The sequence below is a fragment of the Geothrix sp. genome, from assembly GCF_030219325.1.
Classification (GTDB): Bacteria; Acidobacteriota; Holophagae; order Holophagales; family Holophagaceae; genus Geothrix.
Genome location: NZ_CP126625.1, coordinates 2,093,360 through 2,119,506, shown reverse-complemented (window position 1 = coordinate 2,119,506; position 26,147 = coordinate 2,093,360). Strand labels below are relative to the sequence as shown.

Annotated in this window: 23 protein-coding genes, 1 tRNA gene and 1 pseudogene; 7 read left to right on the top strand and 18 right to left on the bottom strand. The window is 67.9% G+C overall.

Going from position 1 to position 26,147, the window contains the following annotated elements; all coding sequences use genetic code 11:
- Window positions 1-123 precede the first annotated feature (123 nt).
- Together QOZ81_RS16785 and QOZ81_RS16780 are read left to right on the top strand one after the other, a co-directional pair.
- Window positions 124-660: pseudogene (locus QOZ81_RS16785) on the top strand (MCP four helix bundle domain-containing protein); the annotation flags it as partial.
- Window positions 661-684: 24 nt separating this feature from the next.
- Window positions 685-1,683: a methyl-accepting chemotaxis protein gene (locus QOZ81_RS16780; RefSeq protein WP_441316730.1), complete on the top strand. Its 999-nt coding sequence runs from the start codon at window positions 685-687 to the stop codon at window positions 1,681-1,683.
- Here the strand turns inward: QOZ81_RS16780 and hisG are convergent.
- The 16 genes from hisG to QOZ81_RS09455 all read right to left on the bottom strand — a co-directional run bounded on the left by hisG (window position 1,680) and on the right by QOZ81_RS09455 (window position 17,344).
- The gene (hisG, locus tag QOZ81_RS09530) at window positions 1,680-2,330 is read right to left on the bottom strand and encodes an ATP phosphoribosyltransferase (protein WP_291198454.1); all 651 of its coding nucleotides are present in this window, start codon (window positions 2,328-2,330) and stop codon (window positions 1,680-1,682) included. The two genes, QOZ81_RS16780 and hisG, sit on opposite strands and share 4 nt — an antisense overlap.
- Entirely contained in the window at window positions 2,327-3,295 is a 969-nt protein-coding gene (locus QOZ81_RS09525) for an ATP phosphoribosyltransferase regulatory subunit (protein ID WP_291198457.1), read from the bottom strand. The genes hisG and QOZ81_RS09525 overlap by 4 nt, the downstream gene beginning before the upstream one ends.
- On the bottom strand, window positions 3,295-3,933 hold the full coding sequence (hisIE, locus tag QOZ81_RS09520; RefSeq protein WP_291198460.1) for a bifunctional phosphoribosyl-AMP cyclohydrolase/phosphoribosyl-ATP diphosphatase HisIE: 639 nt from the start codon (window positions 3,931-3,933) through the stop codon (window positions 3,295-3,297). Before hisIE ends, QOZ81_RS09525 begins: the two co-directional genes overlap by 1 nt.
- A gap of 1 nt (window position 3,934) precedes the next feature.
- A complete protein-coding gene (gene hisF / locus QOZ81_RS09515) occupies window positions 3,935-4,687 on the bottom strand; it encodes an imidazole glycerol phosphate synthase subunit HisF (RefSeq protein ID WP_291198463.1) in 753 nt (250 codons plus the stop codon).
- Window positions 4,687-5,400 carry a 1-(5-phosphoribosyl)-5-[(5-phosphoribosylamino)methylideneamino] imidazole-4-carboxamide isomerase gene (locus tag QOZ81_RS09510; protein WP_291198466.1) on the bottom strand — a complete coding sequence of 238 codons (714 nt, stop codon included), beginning with the start codon at window positions 5,398-5,400 and terminating at the stop codon, window positions 4,687-4,689. Before QOZ81_RS09510 ends, hisF begins: the two co-directional genes overlap by 1 nt.
- On the bottom strand, window positions 5,391-6,035 hold the full coding sequence (gene hisH / locus QOZ81_RS09505; protein WP_291198469.1) for an imidazole glycerol phosphate synthase subunit HisH: 645 nt from the start codon (window positions 6,033-6,035) through the stop codon (window positions 5,391-5,393). The genes QOZ81_RS09510 and hisH overlap by 10 nt, the downstream gene beginning before the upstream one ends.
- Window positions 6,032-6,616 (bottom strand): imidazoleglycerol-phosphate dehydratase HisB, encoded by a 585-nt coding sequence (gene hisB / locus QOZ81_RS09500; protein WP_291198472.1) that lies wholly within the window; start codon window positions 6,614-6,616, stop codon window positions 6,032-6,034. Before hisB ends, hisH begins: the two co-directional genes overlap by 4 nt.
- A complete protein-coding gene (locus QOZ81_RS09495) occupies window positions 6,613-8,376 on the bottom strand; it encodes an aminotransferase class I/II-fold pyridoxal phosphate-dependent enzyme (RefSeq protein WP_291198475.1) in 1,764 nt (587 codons plus the stop codon). Before QOZ81_RS09495 ends, hisB begins: the two co-directional genes overlap by 4 nt.
- An 81-nt stretch (window positions 8,377-8,457) precedes the next feature.
- On the bottom strand, window positions 8,458-9,729 hold the full coding sequence (hisD, locus tag QOZ81_RS09490; protein WP_300715375.1) for a histidinol dehydrogenase: 1,272 nt from the start codon (window positions 9,727-9,729) through the stop codon (window positions 8,458-8,460).
- A 136-nt stretch (window positions 9,730-9,865) separates the two neighbouring features.
- Window positions 9,866-10,774, bottom strand: a complete 909-nt coding sequence (gene lpxC / locus QOZ81_RS09485) for a UDP-3-O-acyl-N-acetylglucosamine deacetylase (protein ID WP_291198481.1) — start codon at window positions 10,772-10,774, stop codon at window positions 9,866-9,868.
- Window positions 10,775-10,895: 121 nt separating this feature from the next.
- Window positions 10,896-11,600 (bottom strand): 2-C-methyl-D-erythritol 4-phosphate cytidylyltransferase, encoded by a 705-nt coding sequence (gene ispD, locus QOZ81_RS09480; protein WP_291198483.1) that lies wholly within the window; start codon window positions 11,598-11,600, stop codon window positions 10,896-10,898.
- Window positions 11,569-12,414 carry an SPOR domain-containing protein gene (locus QOZ81_RS09475; RefSeq protein WP_300714458.1) on the bottom strand — a complete coding sequence of 282 codons (846 nt, stop codon included), beginning with the start codon at window positions 12,412-12,414 and terminating at the stop codon, window positions 11,569-11,571. The genes ispD and QOZ81_RS09475 overlap by 32 nt, the downstream gene beginning before the upstream one ends.
- Before the next feature lie 139 nt (window positions 12,415-12,553).
- Window positions 12,554-14,203: a DUF4388 domain-containing protein gene (locus QOZ81_RS09470; protein ID WP_291198489.1), complete on the bottom strand. Its 1,650-nt coding sequence runs from the start codon at window positions 14,201-14,203 to the stop codon at window positions 12,554-12,556.
- On the bottom strand, window positions 14,200-15,399 hold the full coding sequence (gene tyrS, locus QOZ81_RS09465; protein WP_291198492.1) for a tyrosine--tRNA ligase: 1,200 nt from the start codon (window positions 15,397-15,399) through the stop codon (window positions 14,200-14,202). Before tyrS ends, QOZ81_RS09470 begins: the two co-directional genes overlap by 4 nt.
- A 52-nt stretch (window positions 15,400-15,451) precedes the next feature.
- Window positions 15,452-16,003, bottom strand: a complete 552-nt coding sequence (locus tag QOZ81_RS09460) for a hypothetical protein (protein ID WP_291198496.1) — start codon at window positions 16,001-16,003, stop codon at window positions 15,452-15,454.
- 9 nt (window positions 16,004-16,012) lie between these two features.
- Complete coding sequence (locus QOZ81_RS09455; RefSeq protein ID WP_291198499.1) at window positions 16,013-17,344, bottom strand: PhoH family protein; 1,332 nt, start codon at window positions 17,342-17,344, stop codon at window positions 16,013-16,015.
- Window positions 17,345-17,454: 110 nt separating this feature from the next.
- Between QOZ81_RS09455 and QOZ81_RS09450 the strand changes: the two genes are divergently transcribed.
- The 3 genes from QOZ81_RS09450 to QOZ81_RS09440 all read left to right on the top strand — a co-directional run bounded on the left by QOZ81_RS09450 (window position 17,455) and on the right by QOZ81_RS09440 (window position 21,886).
- Complete coding sequence (locus QOZ81_RS09450; protein WP_291198502.1) at window positions 17,455-19,566, top strand: prolyl oligopeptidase family serine peptidase; 2,112 nt, start codon at window positions 17,455-17,457, stop codon at window positions 19,564-19,566.
- Window positions 19,567-19,634: 68 nt separating this feature from the next.
- Window positions 19,635-21,770 carry a prolyl oligopeptidase family serine peptidase gene (locus tag QOZ81_RS09445; protein ID WP_291198505.1) on the top strand — a complete coding sequence of 712 codons (2,136 nt, stop codon included), beginning with the start codon at window positions 19,635-19,637 and terminating at the stop codon, window positions 21,768-21,770.
- A gap of 40 nt (window positions 21,771-21,810) precedes the next feature.
- Window positions 21,811-21,886 (top strand) — tRNA-Thr (locus tag QOZ81_RS09440).
- A gap of 204 nt (window positions 21,887-22,090) precedes the next feature.
- Here QOZ81_RS09440 and QOZ81_RS09435 read toward each other — a convergent pair.
- Both QOZ81_RS09435 and QOZ81_RS09430 read right to left on the bottom strand, forming a co-directional pair.
- Complete coding sequence (locus tag QOZ81_RS09435; protein WP_291198508.1) at window positions 22,091-22,501, bottom strand: bacteriohemerythrin; 411 nt, start codon at window positions 22,499-22,501, stop codon at window positions 22,091-22,093.
- 149 nt (window positions 22,502-22,650) lie between these two features.
- On the bottom strand, window positions 22,651-23,082 hold the full coding sequence (locus QOZ81_RS09430) for a bacteriohemerythrin (protein ID WP_291198512.1): 432 nt from the start codon (window positions 23,080-23,082) through the stop codon (window positions 22,651-22,653).
- Between the two features lie 209 nt (window positions 23,083-23,291).
- Between QOZ81_RS09430 and QOZ81_RS09425 the strand changes: the two genes are divergently transcribed.
- On the top strand, window positions 23,292-23,684 hold the full coding sequence (locus QOZ81_RS09425; RefSeq protein WP_291198515.1) for a bacteriohemerythrin: 393 nt from the start codon (window positions 23,292-23,294) through the stop codon (window positions 23,682-23,684).
- A gap of 243 nt (window positions 23,685-23,927) precedes the next feature.
- Window positions 23,928-26,063 (top strand): hypothetical protein, encoded by a 2,136-nt coding sequence (locus tag QOZ81_RS09420; RefSeq protein WP_291198518.1) that lies wholly within the window; start codon window positions 23,928-23,930, stop codon window positions 26,061-26,063.
- Window positions 26,064-26,147 lie beyond the last annotated feature (84 nt).

The window sequence follows — 26,147 nt, the reverse complement described above, 5'->3', positions numbered from 1 at the left end:
CGGATCGACCGGTACTGACTTGTGGTAAATGACAACCCAAGAGTCATTTATCAATTCAGGCGTACCTCCCGCCGATGAACACCCCAGGCGGCCCCCTGAGCTGGCCGCCGGGAGGGCCTGGCCATGTTCAACAACCTCAAGATCGGGACCCGGCTCACCCTGGGCTTCGGGGTGATGCTCGCCCTGCTGATCCTCATCGCGGGCGTGGGCCTCGACCGCATGAACGCCATCGAGTCGAACACCACCGAGATCGTCACCCACTACAACCGGCAGCTGGCCCTGGCCAATGACATGAGTGAGCAGGCCTACCAGATCTCGCGCATGATCCGCACCATGCTGGTGATGGACAACCTGGCTGATCGCAAGACCAATGTGGGGCGCATCGGCAAGGCCCGGGATGCCTACAACGAGGCCGCCCAGGCCCTGGAGAAGACCCTGCGGAGCACCGATTCCAAAACCCTCTTCGCCAAGGCCCAGGGCTCCCTGCTGAAGCTCCGGGGGGCCAACATCCAGGTGACGGAAACCAGCCTTGCAGGTCGGGACAAGGAAGCCATCCGGCTCATGTTCGACGTCCTCCGGCCCGCCGATCAGGCCCTCCAGGCCGACATCCAGGAACTGGTGAAGTACTTCGACAAATCCATCCAGAAACGCTATGAACAGGCCCAGGCCAGCCACCAGCAGGCCGTGACCTTCACCCTGATCGTGGCGGGCATCGCCCTGCTCGTGGGGATCGTGCTGGCACGCGCCATCACCATCAGCGTCACCCGGCCCATCCAGGCCATGGGCGCGGTCATCGAGACCGTGGCCCAGGGTGATCTCACGCGGCGGGTGGACATCCATTCAAAGGACGAGCTGGGCGAGCTGGCGCGCACTCTCAACGCCACCAACGAGGGACTGCGGGAGATGGTGCTGCAGATCCAGGAGAGCGCCATGGCCATCTCCACGGCCTCGGGTGAGATTTCCATGGGCAACACGGACCTGAGTCGCCGCACCGAGGAGCAGGCCGCCAGCCTGGAGGAGACCGCCAGCAGCATGGAGCAGATCACCAGCAACGTGAACCAGACCGCCGACAACGCGCGCTCCGCCAACACCGAATCTGCCAAAGCCCGCCAGGTGGCCCAGGATGGCGGCGCCGCCGTCACCCAGGTCATCGCCGCCATGGAGGCCATCAACCAGTCCTCGGCCAAGATCAACGAGATCATCGGCGTGGTGGATGAGATCGCCTTCCAGACCAACCTGCTGGCCCTCAACGCCGCGGTGGAGGCGGCCCGGGCCGGCGAGCAGGGCCGCGGGTTCGCCGTGGTCGCCGCCGAAGTGCGCAACCTGGCCAAACGCAGCGCCGATGCCGCCAAGGAGATCAAGGGCCTCATCCGCGAGAGCGTGGCCAAGTCCGAGGACGGCAACCGGGTGGCCGCCCATGCGGGCGAGACCATCCAGGGTGTGGTGGCCAACGTGCAGCGTGTGACCTCGCTGGTCGGCGAGATCGCCAATGCCACCCAGGAGCAGAGCACGGGCCTGAACGAGATCAACAAGGCCGTGGTGCAGATGGACGAGGTCACCCAGCAGAACGCCGCCCTGGTGGAGGAATCCGCCGCCGCCGCGGAATCCCTGGATGCCCAGGCCCACGCCCTCACGGAGATCGTCGGCCGCTTCAAGACCGGCGTCGAGGTGCGGCGGGCCTAGGCTTCCTTGCGGAGCAGGGTGACGAGCAGCTGCGCCAGCGGTCGGATGCGCCCGGGTTCGCTGAGGTACGCGCCCCGCGCGGCCACGAGGCGGGCGGAGGAATGGCCGAGGACGGCGGTCTCCACCAGGCCGTGGGCCCTGAGGGTGCCGCCGGTCTGGACCAGATCCACGATGGCGTCCGCCAGGCCCAGCAGAGGCGCCAGCTCCGCGCTGCTGCTGAGGGGCACCAGCTCGGCGGTGAGCCCTTCCCGGGTGAGCCAGGCCTCGGTGGCCCTGGGGAACTTGGTGGCCAGGCGCAGGTGGGGCTTGGCCCGGAGTGAATCCAGCGAAACGCCTTCCTGGGCGCAGAGGGAGAGACGGCAGGCACCGAAGCCCAGATCCGCCAGCTCCAGCAGGTCCATGTCCATCTCGTCCAGGGTGTCCGAGCCCACGATGCCCAGGGAGGCCACGCCCGCGGCCACGTAGCGGGGCAGGTCTGCGCCCTTGAGCAGCAGGGCAGCCACGCCGGGGGTGGCGGTGGGAATGCGGAGCACCCGGGACTTCAGGGCCTGGGCGTCGAGGGCCAGGGGCGTGCCCGCGAGCTTCGGGACCAGCTCGTCGCCGAGACGGCCCTTGGGGAAGGCGATGAGGAGCGTGGAGGCGGTCATGGCAGCGGCTCGAAGAGGTCGGGGCGGGTCTCGGCGAGATCGAGCAGGCGCGACAGCCGCACGCAGAAGCCCGCCGCCTGCCAGGGGCGTCCCAGGTCAGGGAAGAGGCGGTCGTAGCGCCCGCCCGCGGCCAGCTCCTGCTGGGCGCCCGGGGCCCAGAGCCGCAGGGTGGGGCCGGTGTAGAAACCCAGCCCCGCCACGTCGGCCAGGTCCACGCGCAGCTCGAGGTTGGCGGGAAGGATGGGCAGCAGGGCCTTCAGGGCCCGGTCCATGTGCTCCCGCTCGCCCTCCAGGAGGTGCGCGTAGGGGCTGGCCCCCAGGGCGTCGAGGGTTCCGGGGCCGTCCAGTTCGGACAGCAGGGCTTCGGCATGGGCCGTCAGCCTCGCGGCCGCGGGATGGCCCTTCAGCACCTCGCGGACCCGGTGGGGGGCGCGGCGCGAGAGCGCCGCCACCACCTCGTCCGCCAGGCCTCTGGACAGCCCCTCCGCCTCCAGGGGGCGCCGCACCAGGGCGGCATGGCCCAGGTGGAGGATGGCGTTCTTCAGGCCGATGGCACCCGGGATGGCCATGAGCAGGCAGGCCAGCTCGACGTCGGCCTCGTCGGAGCGCTCCCCTTCGGGTTGGATGCGCTCACAGCCCACCTCGAAGCGCTCCACCGCCTCCCAGGGCTGGACAGGCCGGCGGAACACGGCACCCGCGTAGGCCACGCGATCCGGTGGCGCCGCGAACCCGCGGGCCAGCAGGCCCGCCAGGGCCACCGTGAAATCCCAGCGCAGGGCCACGAGGTCGTCGCCATCGAAGAAGCGCAGGGCGCCCTCCGGGATGGCTTCGCGCAGGACCAGCGACGGATGCAGCTCGCGGTAGCCCTGGGCCGCGAGCAGGCCCATGAGGGCGGCCTCCCAGCGGCGGAGCCTCGCGGCGGAACCGAAGAGCAGATCAGGGAAGTGGGGCGTGCGGACCGGCATCAGGAGGACCCTCCGGCGCGCCCGGCGTGGCGACCGTGCAGCACCTCCACCACCTCGAGGAGGCTGGCCCCCCGTTCCACCAGCAGCAGGTCCAGGTGGAAGAGCAGGTCCGCGGCCTCTCCCAGGAAGGCCTCGCGGTCGTCGTTCTTGGCGGCGAGAATCACCTCGCCGGCCTCCTCCACGACCTTCTTGGCGATGCGGTCCACGCCCTGGGCGAAGAGCTTCTGGGTGTAGCTGCCGTCCAGGGAGGCGGCGGCCTTCCGGGACTTCAGCAGCGCCTCCAGGCGGCCCAGCCAGGGCAGGGTGGCGGGCCAGGGATCGCCTCCTTCAGAGCCGGCGTCGAAGCAGCTCTCAGTGCCGCGGTGGCAGCTGGGGCCCTCGGGATCCGCCAGGATGAGCAGGGCATCGGCATCGCAGTCCGGCCGGATCTGGATGAGCTTCAGCCGGTTTCCGCTGCTCTCGCCCTTGGTCCAGAGGGCCTGCCGGGAGCGGCTCCAGAAGGTGACGAAGCCGGTTTCGAGGGTGAGCCGCAGGGCTTCCCGGTTGAGCCAGGCCACCATGCGCACGGTGCCCGCGCGGTCCTGCACGATGCCGGGGATGAGGCCGTCGGAGTCGAATCGGAGGGTGTCTGGGTTCATGTCAGATCCGCACGGAAAGGTCGTTCTGGGCCAGGTAGGCCTTGAGGCGGGGAATGGGCAGGATGCCCTCGTGGAACAGCGTGGCGGCCAGCACCGCGTCCGCGCCGTGCTCCAGCGCCTCCAGGAAGTGGATCTCCAGGCCCGCGCCGCCGGAGGCGATGAGGGGGATGGGCAGCTGCGAGGCCAGCTCGAGCAGCTGGATGTCGAAGCCCTCGCCGGTGCCGTCTCGGTCCATGGAGGTGAGCAGAATCTCGCCCGCGCCGAGCTCGTTCAGCTCGCAGAGCCAGTCGAGGGCCGCGCGCTCCGTGGGCTCGGTGCCGCCCTTCAGGAACACCCGCCAACCCAGGTCCGGGTCGCGCTTCACGTCCACCGCCGCCACCACGCACTGCCGGCCGAAGGCGTCGGCCAGCTCGGACACCAGGGCGGGGCGCAGTGCCGCCGCCGTGTTCACCGCCACCTTGTCCGCGCCGGCCCGCAGCAGGCTCCGGGCGTCCTCCACACGGGAGACGCCGCCGCCCACGGTGAAGGGGATGCTCAGCTCGTGGGCCACCTCGCGCACCCAGGCTTCGCGCGTGCCCCGGTTCTCGATGGAGGCGGCGATGTCCAGGAAGACGAGCTCGTCGGCCCCTTCGGCGTCGTAGCGCCGGGCCAGGTCCACGGGGTGGCCGAGGTCCCGGAGATCCTTGAACTGGACGCCCTTCACGACGCGTCCCGCCTTCACGTCCAGGCAGGGGATGATGCGCTTGGCCGGCATCAGAGGCTCCCTTCCAGCGCGGCGCGGAGCCGGGGATCGTCCAGGGGGATGAAGCCCTCCATCAGGGCCTTGCCGCTGATGGCGCCCACCACGCCCGGGACCTTGGCGAGGGGCAGGAGATCTCCGAGCTCCTTGATGCCACCCGAAGCCTGGACGAGGAAGCCCTCACGGGCCACCCAGGCGGCCGCCTCGATGCCAGGGCCTTCGAGGGTTCCGTCGCGGCTGACGTCGGTCACCAGGGCGCGGTTGAAGCCGAGGGTGAGCAGGGCCTCGAAGACATCCGTGGAGGCGCAGGCGCTGGGGGCCTGCCAGCCCCGGGTGACGATGCGGTCGCCCTTGAGGTCGAGGGCCGCGATGACGCGATGGCCTGACAGGCCTTTGAGCGAGGCGGGCTGTTCCACGGCCAGGGTGCCCACCACGGCGTCGAAGCCCAGGTCCAGCACGCCCTCGATGGCGGCCCGGTCCCGCAGACCGCCCCCCAGCTGGAAGTGGATCTCCGGGAACCGCGCAGGGAAGCGGGTGAAGCGTCCTTGGAGCGGCCGGCCGAAGGCGCCATCCAGATCCACCAGGTGGATGCGCCGGGCGCCGGCCTCCGCCAGCTGGCCGACCCAGTCCTCGGGCTCCATGTCGTAGAAGGTGGCCTGCTTCGGATCGCCGTGGCGCAGGCGCACGAGGCGGCCCTGCATCAGGTCGAGGCTCGGGATCAGTTGCATGGCACCTCCGGCTGCGGGGCCGACACGCCCATCCAGGCGAGGGAGGACTGGAGCAGGAGCAGGCCGGCGCGCCCGGACTTCTCCGGGTGGGGCTGGAAGCCCATGACGTTCCCCCGGGCCTCCACGGCGGCGAAGGGGCGGCCGTGCTCGGCCACGTAGATGGTCTCCACCGTGGGTGCCAGGGCGTAGCTGTGGACGAAGTAGAGCCAGCCGCCGTCGGGGTCGGGCAGGCCCGGGTGGGCGCGATGCTGGCGGATCTGGCTCCAGCCCATGTGGGGGACCTTCACGCCCGGGCCAAGGCGCCGGACGATGCCGGGAATGAGGCCCAGGCCCGAGGCGCGCGGCGCCTCCTCGCTGCCCTCGGCGAGCAGCTGCAGCCCCAGGCAGATGCCGAGCAGGGGCCGGCCCTCCGCCACCAGGCTCGGGAGCACGCGCCACCAGCCGCGCTCGCGCAGCGACCGCTGGGCGGCCTCGAAGTGGCCCACGCCGGGCAGCACGACCGGCCCTTCGAGAGCAGCCTGATCGGGGGTCGCCGCCCGCCGATAGGGCAGTCCCAGGCGGTCCAGGGCGCCTTCCAGGGAGGCCAGGTTGCCGGCGTCGTAGTCGATGAGGGTGATGATGTCGGCGGCACTCATGCGGAGAGGGTTCCCTTGGTGGAGGGCACGCCGCCGCCCTCGATGCGGGTCGCCTGCCGCAGGGCCCGGGCCAGCGCCTTGAAGAGGGCCTCGACCTTGTGGTGCGTGTTCACGCCGCGGATCAGATCGGCGTGGATGGCCAGGCCGCCGCGCATGGCCAGGGCCACGAAGAACTCCCGGACCATCTCCACCTGAAAGCCGTCGCCGAGGATGATGGCGGGCAGCTCCGCGTGGAACTCGCACCAGGGACGACCGGAGAGATCCACCACGACCCGCGCCAGCGCTTCGTCCAGGGGGACGTAGGCGTGGGCGTACCGGGCGAGTCCCGCGCGGTCGCCCAGGGCCTCCTTCAGGGCATCGCCGAGGCACAGGCCCACGTCCTCCACGAGGTGGTGGCTGTCCACGGGCAGGTCGCCCCTGGCCTCGATGTCGAGGCCGAAGCTGCCATGCCGGGCCAGCTGCATGAGCATGTGGTCGAAGTAGCCCAGGCCGGTGTGGATGCGGGCCTCGCCCCCATCCAGCTGGAGCGTGAGCTTCACTTCGGTCTCGGTGGTGGCGCGTCGAAGGCTGGCGGTCCTCATGATGGCTCCTGGTTCAGCATCGGCAGGAAGTCGAGCAGGGTGGTGGATTGGCCATCGCCGGGCCCGCAGAAGCGCGCGCGGTCCGGGCCGACGCCCACGAAGCGCCAGGCCAGCTCGGACCTGAGCGCGGCGGCGGCCCGGAGGCAGCGTGCATCGTCCACCGTATCCCCCACGAACACGATCTCCTCGGCGCGGAAGGCATCGGCCAGCTGCAGGAGGCCGGCGGGCTCCGGCTTGCGGAGGTGGGGCGCGGCATCGCAGATCGCGGGCAGCCGGAAGCCCAGCACGCGCCAGGCGAGGTCGAGTTCCTCGGGGGGGCGTCCGGTCAGGATGGCCAGATCCCAGCCGGTGGCCTGGAGCTCGGGCAGCGACACGAGCGGGCGCTCCATGCGGATGGTGTCGGCGTAGTGCTTCTGCACCACGGCCTGGGCCGCAGGCTCCAGGGCCTGGAAGCGGGCTTCGAGCTCGGGGAAGCCCCGGCCCATGGTTCCCTCCACGCGCGGCTGCAGGTCTTCGTCGCCGAACGCTTCAGCGAGCGCCAGCGCTCCGGCCGCGAGGCGGAAGTCGTTGTTGAAACCGCCCAGCCGCTTGAAGGCCATGTAGGTCTCATCCGACCAGGGCAGGGCGGGGCGCAGCTCGGCCAGGGCACGGGCCACGGCCTCCATGAAGCTGCGGTCGGCGTCGATGAGGACGCCGTCGATGTCGAGGACCAGAAGCCGGCGCCGGGGCCGCGGTGCTGATGCAGGCAGGGATGCACCGAGCACCGAGGCCACGCGGGCCGTGGCCTCCTCGGTGCCCAGGGTGATGCGGGTGGCGTTGGCGCCGGGCAGGCGGCGCACCTTCAGGCCCGCGGCTTCCAGGGCGTCCGAAGGGTCCGGCGACAGGTGCAGGAAGTTGCCGGCGCTAGGGGCGGCGCGGTGGGAGGGGAGCGCCGCGGCCAGGCGGTCCCGCCGCTCCGGGATGACCCGCACGGCGGCCTCGAAGTCGGCGGCGAAATCCAGGGCCACGTCCAGAGCTTCGAGGCTGGCGGTGGGCAGGGAGTAGGGCAGCTGCAGGGTGGCCAGCTGGGAGATCAGGGTAGGATCGCCCACCAGGTAGCCGATGCGCCAGGCGGCGGAGGCCAGGGCCTTGCTGAAGGTGCGCAGCAGCACCAGGTTCGGGTAGCGGTCCACGGCCAGGCGGTGGGTGGCCGGGGCGAACTCGGCGTAGGCCTCGTCCAGCACCACCAGGGGCGGCTCGGGGCGGGCAGCCGCTACGGCCAGCAGGGGCTCCAGCTCCGCCGGCGTGATCCAGGCGCCCGTGGGATTGTTGGGTAGGGTGAGCCAGAGCTGGCGGCAGTCCAGGGCGCCGAACCAGGGTTCCAGAGGGAAGCCCGTGCCCTGGGGCACCAGCCGCACGCGGCCACCGTGGCGCCGCACCAGCAGCGGATAAAGGCTGAAGCCGGGATCGGGAATGGCCACCCGCTCGCCGGCGCTGAGCCCAGCCATGGCCACCAGATCCAGCAGCGCGCCGCTGGAGGGACCCAGCAACAGGCCACCCTCCGGCGCGCCCAGGCGTCTGCGCAGCCGCTCGGTGAGGTCGGCCTGGCGCTCGGGGTAATGGTGGAAGGGCATGGTGCGAAGCCGCGCCAGCAGGGCGTTCCGGGGTGCCTCTGGCCAGTCCTGGGCCGGCTCGTTCATGTGCAGGCGCACGCCCGTGGGCGGCTCGGGGGGCCGCTGGTAGGCGGGCAGGTCGGACAGGTCGGGTCGCAGCAGGGACATGGGTGACTCTGAATGAGGGTAGGAGAAAACCAGGCTTCCAGGGAGTGGAGCAGGGCTGAGCGCGACTGAATGCAGCGCTCCCTAGGGGTGATGGCCGCGGAGGGCGGCGCTGCGTCCGTGGTGGGTGAGGCCCTCCGCTTCGGCCAGCCGTTCCACCCAGGGGGCCATGGCAGCGGCATCGGCGGGGGACAGGCGCAGCAGGCTCTGCCGCTTGAGGAAGGTGGCCACGCCCAGGGGGCTGGTGTAGCGCGCGCTGCGATCCGTGGGCAGCACGTGATTCGGTCCCGCGCCGTAGTCGCCGAAGGCCTCGGCGCTGGCGCTGCCGATGAAGACGGCGCCTGCCGTGGTGAGCGAGGGCAGCCAGGTTTCCGGATCGCAGACGCAGAGTTCGAGGTGTTCTGGAGCCCAGGCCTGGGCCAGGGCGATGGCCAGATCGCGGCTGGCGCAGACGAGCCGCCCGTGGCTGGCCAGGCTCTGTTCGAGGATGGCGCGGCGCGGGGAAGTGGCCGTGCGGATCTGCAGTTCCGCGGCCACGGCCTCCAGCAGCCCGCGATCGTAGCTCACCAGCACGGCGGCGGCATCGGGATCGTGCTCGGCCTGGGCCAGCAGATCCTCCGCAAGCCAGGCGGGGTCGGCGCTGCCGTCGGCGAGCACCAGCAGTTCAGTGGGGCCGGCCAGGGCATCGATGCCGCAGGTGCCGATGAGCTGCCGCTTGGCCTCGGCCACGAAGCGGTTGCCGGGGCCGGCGATGAGATCCACGGCGGGTTCGCCGAAGGCCAGCCACCCCAGGGCCTGGGCCCCGCCGAAGGGATAGAGCTCCGTGAGGCCCAGCTCCGCGGCGCAGGCCAGCACCAGCGGATCCACGCCCCAGGCGCCGGGCAGGGTGGCGGCGGCCTTGGGTGGCGTCACGCCCACGATGCGATCGACGCCAGCGACCTGGGCGGGAATCACCGTCATGGCCAGGGTGGAAGGGTAGAAGGCCCGGCCGCCGGGGATGTAGACGCCGGCGGTCTTCAGGGCGCACCACCGCTCGCCCACGGTGCCACCGCCGGGCAGGGGCAGCTCCAGGTCGCTGAGGCAGCGGCGCTGGCCCTCGGCGAAGCGGCGGATGTTCCCGATCATCTCGCGCAGGGCGGCCATGAGCTCCGGCCGCTGGCGGTCCAGGTCGGTCCGGGCGGCCTCCAGAGTCGATTCCGGAATGCGCAGACTGTCGGGATCCAGGCGGACGCCGTCCAGGCGTCCCGTCCAGTCCAGCACGGCCGGCAGTCCGTCCCGGCGCACGTCCGCCAGGATGGCCATCACGGCCTTCCGCGTATCCTCTTCGCTCTCCCCGTTCCTCGCCAGTGAGGCCACCCACCCGGGCAGGTCCGCCCGGTTCGTCAGGTCAGTGATGGGGATGAAGTAACACCTGTGCACCTCGAAGGTGAAGGGTCCAGCCTGCCAGCTTCAGGTCGCTGGTCGCAACATCTAAATTCCCCGGGGATCCGGATCAGGCGGGCTGGGCCACCAGCGGATGGAAGAAGAAGCTCACGTTGGCGGGCTCGGCATCCTCGGTCCACTCCCAGCAGCCGGGATCGGCGAGGATGGCCTGGGCGAGGGCCACGTGCATGGCGTGGCCGGCGGCATGGGCTTCCACGAGGCCCAGCAGAGGCGCGCCCAGCAGGGCCAGATCGCCCACCAGGTCGAGCATCTTGTGGCGGACCGCTTCATCTTCGTAACGCAGGGATTCGTTCAGGGGGCCCTCGGCGCCGAAGACCACGGCGTTGTCCAGGCTACCGCCGAGGGCCAAGCCCCGGGCGCGCATCATGTCGATCTCCTGGGCCAGGCAGAAGGTGCGGGCGGCGCCTAGCTCCCGGCGATACTTCTCGGGCGTGAGGCTCAGCTCACGGCTCTGGCGGCCCAGGGCCGGGATGGGGAAGTCGATGACGTAGCGGAGGCGGAAGCCGTCGAAGGGGAGGGCGCGGATCCAGCGGTCGCCGTTCCGGATCTCCACGGGGCGGGTGATCTTCATGAAGCGGCGGCGGCCTTCGAGTCCCTGCACGCCGGCTTCCAGGATGGCGTCCACCCAGGGGGCGGCGCTGCCATCCAGGATGGGCAGTTCCTCGGCGTCCACTTCGATGCGGAGGTGCTCGACTTCCAGGCCGGACAGGGCGGAGAGCAGGTGCTCGATGGTCTGGAGCCGCACGCCATCCTTCACCAGGGTGGTGGCCAGCACCAGGTCACCGGCGAGGTCGGCCTTGGCGGGGATCTCGGTGCCGGTGGGGGTGTGGACGAAGACCAGCCCGGAGGGGGTGGCCACGGGCACCAGGCGCACCGAACAAGGGCGGTTGCCATGCAGACCATGACCCGAGATCGTGATCTCGCGGCTCAGGGTCTGGGGCGTGGTGCAACGGGGCATGGATGGGCCTCGCAGACCATTAAGCTATTTTTATGCCGTTTATCTAGCCAAATCATTTCATAATTTAGCTGATGATAATACGAGCAGGAGTGTGGGTTGAGCCACTACACACTGTGGTCGCTCAGTGCCGCCGGGCCCGCTCCCAATCCTCGGGCGTGGTGAGCTTCAGGTTGGAGCTCGGGCTGGGGATGAGCTTCACGGCCAGGCCGAGGCGCTCGAGCAGGGCCGCGTCATCGGTGGCCGCATAGCCAGCCTCATGGGCCGCATCGAAAGCATGGAGCCAGGTGCCGAGCCGGGCGATCTGGGGGGTCTGGGCCCGGTAGAACTCCTCCCGGGGTTCGGTTCGGAGCACCCGGCCGAGGGGATCCACCCGCTTGAGGGTATCGGTGGAGGGTTCCCCCAGCAGGACGCCGTCGAACCGGTTGAGGGCCTCCAGGGCCTCCCAGAGGGGGGCGGCAGGGGGGAAGGGCCTCACGGCATCGTGGATCATCACGGGGGCCAGGGGCTGGTCGGGCAGGGCCCGCAAGGCCAGCCAGACGGACTCCTGGCGGGTCTCGCCGCCCTGGACGACCGTGCAGGGCACCTGGAAGGACCAGCTGCGGGCCTCCTCCATGTGCGATTCGGGGACGGCCAGGGCGATGCCGGCCAGCCTGGGCATGCCAGGCGCCAGGAAGGCCTCGACAGTCACCTGCAGGAGGGGGCGTCCGTCCCAGTCACGGAACTGCTTGGGCAGGCCGCCGCCCATGCGCATGCCCCGTCCGCCGGCGGGAATGACCAGGAAAGGGCGCAGGGGATCAGCGCTGGCGGGTGATGAAGGGTTCGACACCACGGTCCTTCAGGAGCTTGGCGATCTGTTCCGCAGCCTGCTCGGCATCCTGGCGGGTCGTGTAGCTCCCGACCCGGACCCGCTTGACCGACAGGCCCCCGCGTGTGACGGCACTTTGCAGGGTGACGACGCCGAAGGTGTTTTCAAGTTCCTTCGTAAGTGATTGGATATTTTTTGGATCCGTGAGCGAGGCCACCTGCACGACATAGGGGTCGGCCTGATTGCTGACGGGATCCAGGGCCACGGGGAGTCCCATCGCATCCACGGATCGCAGGCGGACCCTGGAGGTTCCCTGCCCGAGGAAGCCCAGCTCCTGGGCGCCTCGGCGGGACAGATCGAGGATCCTGCCCTTGATGAAGGGACCCCGGTCGTTGACCCGCAGGACGGTGCGCTTCCGATTCTCCAGATTCTCGACCTCCACGAAGCTGCCGAGGGGAAGGGTCCGGTGGGCGCAGGTGTATTGTTCCGGGTCGAAAATTTCCCCATTGGCCGTAGGCCGGCCGGAGAATCCATCATCTTCTCCGCCGTACCAGCTGGCCACACCCTCTTCCACGTAGGCCTGGGCATCGGAGGTGTTCACGCCATTCCTGGAGCCGGTGCCGGCCTCGGGGATGGAGCCCGGGGGCCTGGTGCAATGGAGCGTAAAGCTGAGGATGACCAGGGTTGCGACACGGGGCGTGCTCCACCGCATCAGCCTGAGGAAACCGCCCTTGCCTGGCTCCACCGGGACTGGAGGATCGAAGGCGATCTGGATCTCGTGGATCCACGAGACACAGGCCTGGCTCCAATTGGTGGGATGGAAGGGGGAAGGCATTGGGCTCCACAAAGATCATTTGGTCGTAACTTAACGGACCAGCTCGTATACATATAAAGTATGAGCGCGTTTAGATCGTTTGTAAAGGACCGGCATTGCAATAAGGCATATATCGAGCGCTTGTTTCGTTTAGAAGAGGCTACTGGCGATCGGGGATCTGAGCCACCCGGAAGGGCCTGGGGCGGTTGCCCTCGGCCAGGAAGGGCGGCGGGAGCTTGTTGGCAGCCGCCTTGGCTGCAGCCTCGGACCCGAAGGCCCCGAAGAAGACCTGGTAGCAGGACCGGCCATCCCGCATGACCATGGGCACCAGGAACAGATCGGGATCCTGGCCCTTGAGCAGGTCGGCGGCATGCTGGACCGTGCTGCCCTGGCAGGCGATCTCGAGTCGGAGGGTCCACTTCCCCTGCAACGCCTTCCTCTGGGCCGCCCCCTGGGCCATGGCCCGTTTCCAGTCGCCCTGGACGATGGTCTGGAGCCGGTCGGCCTTGGAGGCCACGGAAGCCGCCTCCTCCTTCTGGGTGGCCGGAGCCGATGGCTTGGTGGCGACGGGTTCGGGTTTCTTCACGGATTCCGGGGCTGGCAGGGGCTTGACCCCTTCGGGGCTGGGCTTGGCCGCCTCAGGAGCGGGAGCCGGGGGTTCTGGCGGTTTCACGGCCGGGGCCACCGGCTTGGCGGCCGGCAGGGTCTCGGCCGCCTTCGGTGGCGGGGGAACCACGACCTTGGGACGCCGGAACCGGCTGAAGCCAAACCAGGCCAGCACGGCCAGAACCAGGACGGCGGCCAGCACCAGGGGGCGCCGGGAGGGTTTCGGAGCCTCGGATGGAAGGGGCGGCGCGGGCTCGGGGCGCTCCGTGCTGCCTTCGGCTTCGTGGTGGATGGGCAAGGCGGGCTCCACGGTGGGGGAGGGTGGTTCGGCCGGGAAGGGGTCCTCCAGCTCATCTTCGGGACCGAGCTGGTCCAGGGCCTCGGACAGGTGCTCGAGGTTGGTGGTCGGCCGCTGGCTGGCATGGATCTCGGCGAACAGGGAGGGCGGGGTGGGCACGGGCTCGGGCAGGGGCGGCGTGATGGGCGCCTCGACCGGGTCCAGGGCCAGTTCCAGGGCGCGGCGGTCGAGCGGGGGGAGCTCGTGGAGGCGGGCCCAGCCCATTTCGCGAAGGAAGAGGATGAAGGCCCCCAGGCGGAAGGGCTCGACGCCGGCTTCCCGGCTGAGTTCCATCAGGGTGCGGCTGCCATCCAGCAGGCCCGGCAGCTTGATCAGGTCCGGGGGCAGGGTGAGCTCCTGAAGGCGCTTGCCCTCCAGCACCACGACCTGGTTCAGGGGGCCCAGCTCCTCCAGCACCCGCTCACGGTCCGGGAGCTTGAGGACGCCGGCCAGCAGCATGGCGGCCGTGTCGAAGGGCAGGCGGACCGTGGTGGCATCCAGGTCCTTGGCATCAAAGGCCGGCACCTGGTCCGTGGCGGCGAGGCTGGCCCACACCACCCGCTCCACCTGGGCCCGGGCCACGTCCAGCAGATCCCGCTGGGTGATGAAGCCCATCTCGATGAGGTTCTTGCCGATGGACATGGACGGGTTGAGGTTGGCCATGGCGTAGTCGAGCTGGGCCTGGGTGATCTTGCCCCGCTCCACCAGCAGGTGGGTCAGGCGGTCCAGCGGGTGGGTGCTGGATGCGAAGACGATGTCCCCCGCCTCCATGAAGACCGTCCGATGGGGCTCCTGCCCCAGCTTCCACAGGCCGGTCACGCGCTCCCGGTGCCTGGCGAACAGATCTTTGAGGGCCGGAAGGCTCATGTGATCACCCATCGCTCAAGCTTGAGTTTGCCCACCTTCACCAGGAGGGAGGTCCCGGAGTGCAGCCGCAACCGGAGGGCGGGGTCCGCGGCCTTCTGCCCATCCAAGCTCACCGCGCCCTGGCCGATCAGCCGCTCGGCCTCCTTGCGGCTGGCCGCCAGCCCGCGATCCACCAGGAGGCGGGACAGCTGGACCTCGGCCTCCGTGGCCGCCATGGCGATGTCCGGGGCCTGTTCCTGGCTGCGCTCCGAGAAGCGCCGGATCCAGCGTTCCTCGGCCTCCCGGCCCGCCTGGGCACCGTGGAAGTCGGCCACGATCTGCCGGGCCAGGGCCTTCTTGGCGTCCATGGGGTGGCCCTGCTTGAGGGCTTCGATCTCGGCGGGGAGCTTATCCGTGAGCAGCAGGTACCAGTCCCACATGAGGGTGTCGCTCACGCTCATGGCCTTGCCGAACTGGGTGTCCGGATCCTCCATGAAGCCGATGTAGTTGCCCAGGGACTTGGACATCTTCTCGACGCCATCGAGGCCCAGGAGCAGCGGCACCGTGAGCACCACCTGGGGCTTCTGACCCGAGGCCTCCTGGAGGATGCGGCCCTGCATGAGGTTGAAGAGCTGGTCGTTGCCGCCCAGCTCCACGTCCGCTTCCAGCGCGACGGAATCATAGGCCTGGGTCAGGGGGTAGAGCAGTTCGTGAAGCGCGATGGGCTCGCGGGCCTCCATGCGCTTGGCAAAGTCGTTGCGCTCCAGCATCTGGGCCACGGTGAAGCGGGAGGCCAGGCGGATCCAGCCCTCGCCGACCATGCTGCCCAGCCACTCGCTGTTGAAGCGGACCTTCGTCTTTTCGGGATCGAGGATCTTGAAGACCTGGGCCTTGTAGGTCTCGGCGTTGGCCAGCACCTCCTCGCGGGTGAGGGGTGGCCGCGTGGCCTTCTTGCCCGTGGGATCGCCGATGAGACCCGTGAAGTCCCCGATGAGGAAGGTGACCTCGTGGCCCAGCTTCTGGAACTGGGCCATCTTGCGGATGAGCACGCCGTGGCCGAGATGCAGGTCCGGGGCCGTGGGATCGAAGCCGGCCTTGATGCGCAGAGGACGGCCTTCCTTGAGCTTCGCCTCCAGCTGCTCGACCTTGTGGCAGGTGACGGTGCCCTTCGTGAGCAGGGCGAGGGCATCAGATACGGATCCGGAAGCTGCAGTCATGACTGCATCTTGGCGGAAAAAGCCTGCAGGCTCAATGCGGAAGGGCCGGGGGCTAGCGGACGTCGAGCTCCACCACTTGGCGCGGGGCCCCGTCCCCGGGTTTCCTGACCCCCTCGAAGGTGACATAGACGGCCCGGCCGGACTGGGGACTCCAGCCAATGCTGACCCGTCGGCTCCCCTCGTAGCTGATCCGCAGCCCGTGCTTCGTCATCAGGTCCGGCGTCAATTCAGGGGCGGAAGTCACCTCCTTGTGCCAGCGGGAGGATGCTTCCAGGAAGGCGGCCTGAGTGGGCCAGGTCTTTGCGAGGGCTGGGTTGGCGGCATAGAGGGCCTGACAGCCCTCGGGCGACCGGAGTTGCTCCACGACAGTGCGGAACTCCTCCCAGTCCGGCCGGAACTTCTCCATGCCCATGCCCACGACCTTCTTCGCGAAGCCATCAGGGTCCTTGTTGAATTTGTTGACAAGGAATGCGCCTGCGCCGAAGCAGGTCACCAGGCCCACCAGGAAGACGATGCCGCAGCCCAGGGCGATCTTCCCCCAGAGGGGCATGCCCGCCTTGACCGGAGCGCCGTGGCCACCGTTGTCCCAGGAACCATCCGCCATGGGGACCTCCTACAAGAGGTTGCTCGCCAGCTCGGCCAGCTTGCTGCGCTCACCCTTCTGGAGGGTGACGTGGCCGGAGATGTCGAGGTGCTTGAAGTGCTCGGCCAGGAAGCTGAGGCCGTTGGTGCTGGCGTCCACGTAGGGGTTGTCGATCTGGTGGGGATCGCCGGTGAAGATGACCTTGGTGCCCTCACCGGCGCGGGTGAGGATCGTCTTCACTTCGTGCGGGGTCAGGTTCTGGGCCTCGTCCACCACCAGGTACTGCTTGGGGATGCTGCGGCCCCGGATGTAGGTGAGGGGCTCGACGCTGAGGTAGCCCGCCTCCTCCAACTGGCCGGCGGTCATGGTGGTGCGGCGCCGGGCCTCGGTGTTGGCTCCCACGATGAACTCGAGGTTGTCGTAGATGGGCTGCATGTAGGGCCGCAGCTTCTCGCCGATGTCCCCCGGCAGGTAGCCCAGATCGCGGCCCATGGGCATCACGGGGCGGCTCACCAGGATCTTGTCGTAGGACTCGTCGTCGACCACCTGCTGCAGGCCCGCGGCGATGGCGAGCAGCGTCTTGCCCGTGCCGGCCTTGCCGAGCAGGGTGACCACCTGGACCGCCGGGTCGAGCAGGAGTTCCATGGCGAACTGCTGCTCGCGGTTGCGGGGCTTGATGCCCCAGGGCCAGGCCTCCATGCGCCGCAGGGGCCGCAGGAGCCCCTCGCCGGCCATGTACCGGGCCAGGGCCGTGTGGCTGGGATTGAGCTGGTCCACCAGGGTGAGGAACTGGTTGGGGTTCAGGTTGAGCGCGGGGTCGGGTGCCAGGCCGCCATCGTACAGCTGGTCCACCTTGGCGGGGTCCACCTCCCACGACTTGTGGCCCGTATAGAGCTCATCCATCTCCACGCGGTCCGTGGTGTAGTCCTCGGCCTGCACGCCGATGGCGTCGGCCTTGATGCGCAGGTTCGTGTCCTTGGTGACCAGGACCACGCGGTCCTTGCAGGTGTGCAGGATCTCGCGCGCGCAGGCCAGGATCTGGTTGTCGGCCTTGTGCTTGTCCGCGGAAAGGATGCCGATGTCCAGGTTGTGGGCCGCCACGTCCACCTTGAGCGTGCCGCCGCCGTCCAGGGGCACGCCCCGGCTGAGGCTGCCCGTGGCCCGCAGCCGGTCCAGCAGGCGGGAGACACTGCGGGCATTGCGCCCGACCTCGGTCTGGTCCTTCTTGAAGTGGTCCACTTCCTCGATGACCACGATGGGTAGCACCACGTCGTGTTCCTGGAAGTGGAGGATGGAGTTCGGATCATGCAGGAGGACGTTCGTATCGAGGACGAAGACCTTCTTGCCGGATGGCGGGACCAATAGAAACCTCCAGGGCTGCACGCACCCTACCACCAAGCGGGCGCCCTTGCACGGCTGGGATTCGACCCTGGATTGGTGTGAGAATGGCCCCCTGTCTGGAGGCCCGTCTCATGAGGATGCTCGCCATGGCCCTCGCCATCACCAGTGCACTTTCGGCCCAAACGCCCCTGACCTACCCGCCGACCCGGAAGGCGGACGTGGTGGACGACTTCTTCGGCACCAAGGTGGCCGATCCCTACCGCTGGCTGGAGGACGACAACAGCGCCGAGACCAAGGCCTGGGTGGAGGCCCAGAACAAGGTCACCTACGGCTACCTGGAGCAGATCCCCCAGCGGACGAAGATCCGGGAGCGCATCACGAAGCTGTGGGACTTCGAGAAGTACAGCGCCCCCTTCAAGCGCGGCAAGCGCTACTTCTACTCCTACAACACCGGACTGCAGAACCAGGCCGTCCTCTTCGTCACGGAGGATCCCAAGGCCAAGGGCCGGGTGCTCCTGGATCCCAACACCCTCAGCAAGGATGGGACCGTGGCCCTCAGCGGCATCAGCCTCACCGAGGACGGCCGCCTCATGGCCTACTCCGTGTCGGTGGCCGGCTCCGACTGGCAGACCTGGAAGGTGCGCGACGTGGCCACCGGGAAGGACCTGTCCGATGAGATCCAGTGGTCCAAGGCCAGCGGCGCCTCCTGGCGCAAGGATGGCTCTGGCTTCTACTACAGCCGCTACGAAGCGCCCAAGGAAGGCGGGGCGCTCACGGGGGTGAACAACAACCACATGCTCTGCTTCCACAAGCTGGGCACGCCCCAGGCCGAGGACGTCCTCGTCTACCAGCGTCCCGACCAGCCCGAGTGGTACCTGGGCGGCTCGGTCACGGATGACGGCCGCTGGCTGGTCATTTCCGCCGGCAAGGGCACCAATCCCGAATCCAGCCTGTTCCTCCAGGACCTGAGCAAGCCCGGCAGTCCCGTCGAGTCCTTCCTGGACAAGATGGATGCCACCTACGGCATCGTGGACAACGAGGGGGACCGCTTCTTCGTCAGCACCAACCAGGGCGCCCCCCGCAACCGGCTGGTGGCCATCCGGAAGGGCCAGACCGACCCCGCCCAGTGGACCGAGATCATCCCCCAGGCCAAGGGCAAGGACGTGCTGGAATCCGTGTCGCTGGTGGGCGGACGCTTCGTCGCCACCTGGATGCGGGATGCCCACTCCGCCATCGAGTTCTACGATCTTAAAGGCAAGAAGACCGGCGCCCTCGCGCTGCCGGCCCTGGGCACGGCCGGGGGCTTCGGCGGACGGCGCGAGGACACGGAGACCTTCTACACCTTCGGCAGCTTCACCTATCCCGGCACCATCTACCGCCTGGACCTGAAGACCGGCAAGAGCGACGTCTTCCGCACGCCCAAGGTGGCCTTCAAGCCCGCCGACTACGAGGTGAAGCAGGTCTTCTACCCCAGCAAGGACGGGACGAAGGTCCCCATGTTCCTGGTGCACAAGAAGGGGCTCAAGCTCGACGGCCAGAACCCGACCCTCCTCTACGGCTACGGCGGCTTCAACGTGCCGCTGACGCCGGGCTTCTCGGTGTCCCGCATGGTCTGGCTGGAGATGGGGGGCGTCTACGCCATGGCCAACCTCCGGGGCGGCGGCGAGTACGGCCTCGACTGGTACGATGCGGGTCGGAAGGACAAGAAGCAGAACGTCTTCGACGACTTCATCGCCGCGGCGGAATGGCTCATCGCCCACAAGGTGACCTCCACGCCCAAGCTCGCCATCAACGGCGGGAGCAATGGCGGCCTGCTCGTGGGCGCCTGCCTCACCCAGCGGCCCGATCTCTTCGGCGCCGCGGTGCCCGAGGTGGGCGTCATGGACATGCTCCGCTTCCACAAGTTCACCCTGGGCTGGGGCTGGAAGAGCGACTACGGCAGCAGCGAGACCAGGGAGGGCTTCGACACCCTCATGAAGTACTCGCCCCTCCACACCATCAAGCCCGGCGTGAAGTACCCGCCCACCCTGGTCACCACCGGCGACCACGATGACCGCGTGGTGCCGGCGCACAGCCACAAGTTCACGGCCACGCTGCAGTCCGCCCAGGGCGGCCCGGCCCCGATCCTCACCCGCATCGAGACCAGCGCGGGCCATGGCGCAGGCAAGCCCACCGCCAAGGCCATCGCCGAGCGGGCCGATGTCCTGGCCTTCCTGGTGAAGAACCTCGGCATGAAGCCCTGAGGTCTGGTTCAACATTGTGTTACGAGGTATCCTGAAGGGCATCCCCTTGTCCTTCAGGAGGCCCCTTCATGTCGCTGTCCCGAACCTGTCTGCTGGCCCTGGCCGCCACGGCCCTGGTGGCCCAGTCGCCCATCGTCTATCCCGCCACCCGCAAGGCCGACATGGTGGATGACTACCACGGCACCAAGGTCGCGGATCCCTACCGCTGGCTGGAGGATGACCACTCGGCTGAGACCGCTGCCTGGGTGGAGGCCCAGAACCGGGTGACTCAGGCCTACCTGGGGCAGATCCCCGAACGGAACGCCATCGAGGCGCGGATGACCCGCCTCTGGAACTACGAGAAGTACGGGGCGCCCAGCAAGCACGGAAAGTACTACATCTATTCCTACAACTCAGGGCTCCAGAACCAGGCCGTCATCTACCTCACGGAGCGCCTGGAGGAGAAGGGCCGCGTGTTCTTCGATCCCAATGCCTTGAGCAAGGACGGCACGGTGTCCCTCGCAGGCATGCGCTTCAGCGAGGACGGTGCCTTCGTGGCCTACAACCTGTCCAAGGGCGGGTCCGACGTGAGCACCTGGAAGGTTCGCAACGTGGCCACCGGCGTGGACCTGCCCGACGCCTTCCCTGCCGGCCGTCTGGGCGTGAATGCCTGGGCGAAGGACGGCAGCGGCTTCTACTACACCGACTACCCCAAGGTGGAGGCCGGCAAGGCCCTCACCGCGGTCTACAAGAACCAGAAGCTGTTCTTCCACAAGCTGGGTGACCCCGTGGAGAAGGATGCGGTGATCTACGAGCGGCCCGACCAGCCGGACTGGGGCTTCGGCGCCAGCGTGACCGATGATGGCCACTGGCTGCTCATCTCCCAGCGTCAGGGCACCGAGCGGAAGAACCGGGTCTACCTGAAGGACCTGCGCAAGGCCGGCAGCCCGGTCGTGCCCCTGTTCGACCAGTACGATGGCTCCTACGCCATCCTCGGCAACGACGGCGACACGTTCTACGTGCATACCGACGCCGGTGCCCCGCGCCACCGCATCGTGGCCGTGGACCTCAAGGATCCCAAGCCCTCGGCCTGGAAGGACCTCATCCCCGAAGGGAAGGGACGCGACGTCCTCGCCGCGGCCGATCTCTTCGGTGACACCTTCGCCGTCACCTGGAAGACCGATGCCCTCAACATCGTGAAGCTCTACGACCTGAAGGGCCGCTTCCTCAAGGAGATCAAGGCGGAAGGGCTGGGCAACCTCAGCGGCTTCAACGGCCGACGCGAAGACACCGAGACCTTCTACACCTTCACCTCGTACAACCAGCCGCCCACCCTCTACCGCTACGACCTGAAGACAGGTGCGAGCACCGTATTCCGCCAGCCCAAGGTGGACATCAGGCCCACTGAGTTCGAGGTCAAGGAGGTCTTCTACCCCAGCAAGGACGGCACCAAGGTCCCCATGTTCCTGGCTTACCGCAAGGGCCTGAAGCTGGACGGCGCCAATCCCACGCTGCTCTATGCCTATGGCGGGTTCAACATCGCCATGTCGCCCGCCTACTCACCCGTGGCCCAGGTCTGGATGGAGATGGGCGGCGTCTACGCCGTGGCCTGCCTGCGGGGCGGCAGCGAGTACGGAAAGACCTGGTGGGAGGCGGGCAAGCGGGAAACCAAACAGAACGTCTTCGACGACTTCATCGCCGCCGCCGAGTGGCTCATCAAGGAGAAGTACACCAGCACCCCCAAGCTGGCCATCCATGGCGGATCCAACGGCGGCCTGCTGGTGGGCGCCTGCATGACCCAGCGCCCGGACCTCTTCGGCGCCTGCCTCCCGGCCGTGGGGGTGATGGACATGCTGCGGTACCACACCTTCACCATCGGGTGGATGTGGAAGAGCGACTACATGTCCAGCGACACGCCGGAGGGCTTTGCCAACCTCATCAAGTACTCCCCGCTGCACAACCTGAAACCCGGCGTGAAATACCCCCCGACCCTGGTGACCACTGGTGACCACGACGATCGTGTCGTGCCCGCCCACAGCCACAAGTTCATCGCCACCCTGCAGGCCGATCAGGCCGGTCCCGCCCCCGTGCTCACCCGCATCGAGACCAACGCGGGCCACGGCGCCGGCAAGCCCACTGCCAAGCAGATCGCCGAGCGGGCCGACCAGTGGGCCTTCCTGGTCAAGAACCTCGGCATGAAGCTGCCCGCCGGCTTCGCCCAGTAGTTGATTCCAGGGCCCTCCCAGGGCAAACTAGACGGCCAGCGCCAACTTAGCTCAGCTGGTAGAGCAGCTGATTCGTAATCAGCAGGTCGCAGGTTCGAATCCTGTAGTTGGCTCCAGTGAAAAGGCCCCCGCATGCGGGGGCCTTTTCACTGGAGTGGATCCCTGCGGGATTCGAACCTGCAAGCGGAACCGGTGGCTGGCGAAGCCAGGCGCGTTCGAATCCCGCCGGAGTGGGTCGGAAGCCGATTCGAACCTGCCCTCGCGACGCATGCGTCGCAAGGATCTAGGGTCGAGTGGGACCGCCCGAGGCGTGCCTCGAATCACGGCAAATGGGCGGTCTTCTCCTGGATGTACTGGACGTAGCCCATGTCGACTTCATTGATGTGGTGCGCCAGCCAATCCGCCACGAAGGTGGCCACGTCCGCGGTGATGAGGAAGCCTTCGTCCATCTTCACGATGAGGTTCTGCACCTTGGTCAGCAGTTCGGTGTGTTCGATCTGGTGGGCTTTGAGTTTCGGGTAGCCCATCACCCGCATGAACTCCTCTTCCGCGTAGAAGTGCTCCTTCGTGTACTCGTTCAGGAAGGCCAGGCTCTCCCGGGCGCCGGCCTCCGCCATGCCGGCCTTGAAACACTCGGCCAGGCGGTTGATGACCTCGAACAGGTGCTTGTGCTGCGCGTCGATCTCCTCGATTCCGGTCTCGAATTTTTCGCTCCAGTCGGCGACAGACACGGTGTCCTCCATGGAATCGAATTGGGTTGGTGGCCCATTCTAGGGATGGGATTCATGCCCTGCCAGTCCTCAACGTGAAACTACAGTGTTTACCCCGGGCCCTTCCCGGGCCGCATGCCAGGATTCGGGGCAGGGCTGACGGTAGCCTTTCACGGCTGTTCTGGTTGCCGCTCCCTGCCGAACTGGACATAGCCCATGTCCGCCTCGTTGATGTGATGCGCAAGCCAGTCGGCGGCGAAATTGGCCACATGTGCCGCGAAGTCGGCCCCATCCAGGGGGACCAGGAAGCCCTCATCGAGCTTGGCCTTCATGGCCAGGATCTGGGTCATCAGGTCCGCGTGCTCCTTCTGGTGGAACTCGAGCATCGGGTAGCCGATCGCCCGCATGAGCGCCTCTTCCGTTTCGAAGTGCTCGAGGGTGTACCTCGCGAGAAAGGCCAGGCTCTCCTGGGCTTCAGCCTCTTCCGTGCCCGCCCTGTAGGCCGCCTCCATGCGGTTGATGGCCTGGAAGAGGCGCTTGTGCTGCGCGTCGATCTCCTTGATCCCGGTCTCGTACCGGGCACTCCACACGGCTAGGGGCATGCGGGCCTCCGCGACACCGGACCTTGATGATCCCCATCTTAGGGCCGGCTGGCCGCCTGTGGGGGAGCCAGTGCAGTTGAATCCAATATCGTCCTTCCCCCGTCACTGCCTTGATCCTTTCGGGAAACGACTGGATGCTGGTCTCCCATTGACCGGCTGGCCGGGGCGTTGCTTCAATCCTGAATACCGAGTGAGAAGGAGAGATCCGCATGGCCTTCCTGTCCTGGCACCAGCGGTTCAGTGTGGGCCACGCCGAGATCGATCAGCAGCACAGGCGCCTCTTCGAACTCGTCAACCACTTCGATGATGTCATCCAGATGGGGATGCCTGGAGAGCTCCCCCATATCGTGGAGGACATCATCAGTCTCGGTGACGCCCACTTCCGCTTCGAGGAGGGGGTGATCCAGGACACCGGATTCCCGCGGGTGGCGGAGCACCGGAAGATGCACGCAGAGCTGCTCGATCAGATCCGGGTGATGCAGACCCGCTTGATGGCCGGTGGCCATGTCAGCCACAAGGCCGTCGTCCGGTTCCTGGCGGACTGGCTCACGAACCACATCCTGCGCGAGGACATGGAGTACAAGCCCTACCTGCGGACCTAGGGCGGGCCGGACCACCCCCTGGGGCGGATCGAACCCACCCGACGACGCCAGGGGACTGTCCTGGGATCAGGGGGTTAGCTCAGGGTTCTGTCCGGGGCCTGGGTCATTGAATGACTAATGCTTATAAATGCCTTAATTTTACATTTCAAGCATAGACAGGGCTTGACTCGAGTGAATTGATTTGGCCCATCGATTGCCATGGAATCCCTGCGTTTCCACCCTTTCCGGACGCAAGGAGTTCCCATGGCAAAGCAGACATCGACCCGGAGCGTGAGCCTGCTGCTCAGCGCCCCCCTTCTCGAATCCCAAGGCTCGGACCGCCGACCAGCGACGGCAGCCTACGCCTTCTCCCCGGGGGGTCGCTTCCTGGGGCAGGGCGCCATCGACGCCAAGGGCCAGACCTCCTTCGAGGTGAACCTCGGCAGTGCGCCCACCGGCCTCCGGTTGCTGGTCGGCCCCGCGACCGACGACAAGCTCCCCAGCCTCGAAGAACTCCTGCGCCGGGGAGCGCAGGAGCGGCACCTGCGCGTGGGCATGGAGGATGCCCGGCTGAAGGTGGATTTGCCCATCAACCCCGACATCTGGCGCAACTGGCTTCTGGGGCTCTGCCTCGTGAAGGGAACGCTCCAGAAGCGGGTGGTCCGCGATGGCATCACCGTGGATCTGCCGGTGTGCCAGGCCACGGTGGAGATCTACGAAGTGGATCCCATCTGGATCCTCATCCCCAAGCTTCCGAAAGACATCATTGACCGGCTGCGGGATGTGCTGGTGAACCCCATCCCCATGCCTGATCCCCCGCCGGAGTTCATTCCCGGCATCGGGCCGCTTCCGGGGCCTTTCCCGGGACCGCGCCCTGGCCCGGGTCCTGATCCCGCACCCTTCGCACTGAAAGCCGCGGAGACCCACCGTGTGGATGCCACCGCCATCACCGCCCTGCACGAGGCTTCCGGTTCCAGCACGCTGCGCTTCATGGCCATGAGCGGCAGCGACCAGGCCTTCCGGCAGTCCCTCATCGACAACGCCATCCTCATCCGCCCCATCCTGTGCTGGTTCTATCCGCGGTTCGTCACCACGCGGCGCATCGGCACGGCCTATACAGATGACTGCGGCCATTTCCGCACCTACATCTTCAAGGGCTTCCTCAACCCCGATCAGCCTGATCTTTACTTCAAGGCCACGCAGCGTCTCTTTGGATTTTTCGACATCACCATCTACGCCCCCACGCCCATCGCCTGCTACACGTGGTGGGACTACGCCTGCGGCACCGAAGTCAGCCTCTACACCTCACATCCCCTGGCCATCACCTGCTCGCCTTGCCCGCCCGTCATCGCCGGCGACAACTGGGTGCTCTTCATGGCCATCGGCAATTTCCCCTTGAGTCGCATCCACGGCACGGGCCAGGCCCTGGGTGTCTCCACCTCCTTCAACCTGGGCCTCACGGATGGGGACGCCCCCTGGGGCGGGCTCCTGCGGCCCCGGCTCGAATTCGACAACTCCCTTCGGGACAGTCTCGGCGTGAAGTACTACCGGCTCTCCTGGAAGCGCGATGCGGAACCGGATGCCGCCTACAAACACCTGTTCGGCCCCATCAGCCGCCACTACGCCCACATGATCGGCACGGACCTGGTGCTGGACGCCTATCCCCTGGGACCCACCACGGTGGGAGCCGAAGGCAACCTGTTCGAGATCCCGCCCTCGATTCCGCCCCTGGGCCAGTGGAGCATCCCCGATGCGGTGGAGGACACCACCAGCGGCAAGTTCAACACCGTGGCCGCAGACGGAACCCCCGTCCTGGACGGCAAGGTCCAGGTGCGGGTCGAGCTCTTCGACACGGCGGGCAATCCCGTCAACATCGGCGCCAAGGGCATCCGCTACTTCGTGCCCACGTCCACGGATCTCAGCGGCACCATCCACACGGTGGACGCGTCCACCCTGGGCCTGGTGGCGGGGAACACCATGGTCATCACCCTCCACGTGAACAACGAGACCTGCGGCGCCTCCATCGCTCCGCCGGCCATCGGCGGGGTCGTCGCCGACCCCTGCTGTGGCGTCCTGAAGTATGGCCATGGAGACTCCGTGACCCTGGCCTGGCAGGCCAGCCATCCCCACGGCTTCGCCACCTACAGCTTCGGAGTCGTGCGCGGCGTGAGCAGCGTCTACAGCAGCGGCGGCGACGTGGGCGGCGGCTCCTTCAGCGTCTCCCGCACCGTGGACCACCTGCTCAACGACAACCTCCCGGGCGGCTGTGTACCGGGCGGGTGCCCGGTGGCCGGGTTCAGCGAGAACCTCTATGTGGCCGCCATGGCCACGGACGGCTGGTCCCGCCAGTCCCAGTACGACGCCAGTTTCGTCCGGGCCTTCGTGCTGGCCCCGAAGTAGCGACCCGAACCACGGCACCCCAGGCACCCCGCCCTCGGGCCGGGGCGCCTGGGGTGTGCTCGTCTTCGGTGTACCATTCAGCCC

Bases quoted from the DNA above. Each gene is read 5' to 3' on its own strand.
- hisG (WP_291198454.1), bottom strand. From the start codon at position 2,330: ATGACCGCCTCCACGCTCCTCATCGCCTTCCCCAAGGGCCGTCTCGGC.
- QOZ81_RS09525 (WP_291198457.1), bottom strand. From the start codon at position 3,295: ATGCCGGTCCGCACGCCCCACTTCCCTGATCTGCTCTTCGGTTCCGCC.
- hisIE (WP_291198460.1), bottom strand. From the start codon at position 3,933: ATGAACCCAGACACCCTCCGATTCGACTCCGACGGCCTCATCCCCGGC.
- hisF (WP_291198463.1), bottom strand. From the start codon at position 4,687: ATGCCGGCCAAGCGCATCATCCCCTGCCTGGACGTGAAGGCGGGACGC.
- QOZ81_RS09510 (WP_291198466.1), bottom strand. From the start codon at position 5,400: ATGCAACTGATCCCGAGCCTCGACCTGATGCAGGGCCGCCTCGTGCGC.
- hisH (WP_291198469.1), bottom strand. From the start codon at position 6,035: ATGAGTGCCGCCGACATCATCACCCTCATCGACTACGACGCCGGCAAC.
- hisB (WP_291198472.1), bottom strand. From the start codon at position 6,616: ATGAGGACCGCCAGCCTTCGACGCGCCACCACCGAGACCGAAGTGAAG.
- QOZ81_RS09495 (WP_291198475.1), bottom strand. From the start codon at position 8,376: ATGTCCCTGCTGCGACCCGACCTGTCCGACCTGCCCGCCTACCAGCGG.
- lpxC (WP_291198481.1), bottom strand. From the start codon at position 10,774: ATGCCCCGTTGCACCACGCCCCAGACCCTGAGCCGCGAGATCACGATC.
- QOZ81_RS09475 (WP_300714458.1), bottom strand. From the start codon at position 12,414: ATGCCTTCCCCCTTCCATCCCACCAATTGGAGCCAGGCCTGTGTCTCG.
- QOZ81_RS09470 (WP_291198489.1), bottom strand. From the start codon at position 14,203: ATGAGCCTTCCGGCCCTCAAAGATCTGTTCGCCAGGCACCGGGAGCGC.
- tyrS (WP_291198492.1), bottom strand. From the start codon at position 15,399: ATGACTGCAGCTTCCGGATCCGTATCTGATGCCCTCGCCCTGCTCACG.
- QOZ81_RS09460 (WP_291198496.1), bottom strand. From the start codon at position 16,003: ATGGCGGATGGTTCCTGGGACAACGGTGGCCACGGCGCTCCGGTCAAG.
- QOZ81_RS09450 (WP_291198502.1), top strand. From the start codon at position 17,455: ATGAGGATGCTCGCCATGGCCCTCGCCATCACCAGTGCACTTTCGGCC.
- QOZ81_RS09445 (WP_291198505.1), top strand. From the start codon at position 19,635: ATGTCGCTGTCCCGAACCTGTCTGCTGGCCCTGGCCGCCACGGCCCTG.
- QOZ81_RS09430 (WP_291198512.1), bottom strand. From the start codon at position 23,082: ATGCCCCTAGCCGTGTGGAGTGCCCGGTACGAGACCGGGATCAAGGAG.
- QOZ81_RS09425 (WP_291198515.1), top strand. From the start codon at position 23,292: ATGGCCTTCCTGTCCTGGCACCAGCGGTTCAGTGTGGGCCACGCCGAG.
- QOZ81_RS09420 (WP_291198518.1), top strand. From the start codon at position 23,928: ATGGCAAAGCAGACATCGACCCGGAGCGTGAGCCTGCTGCTCAGCGCC.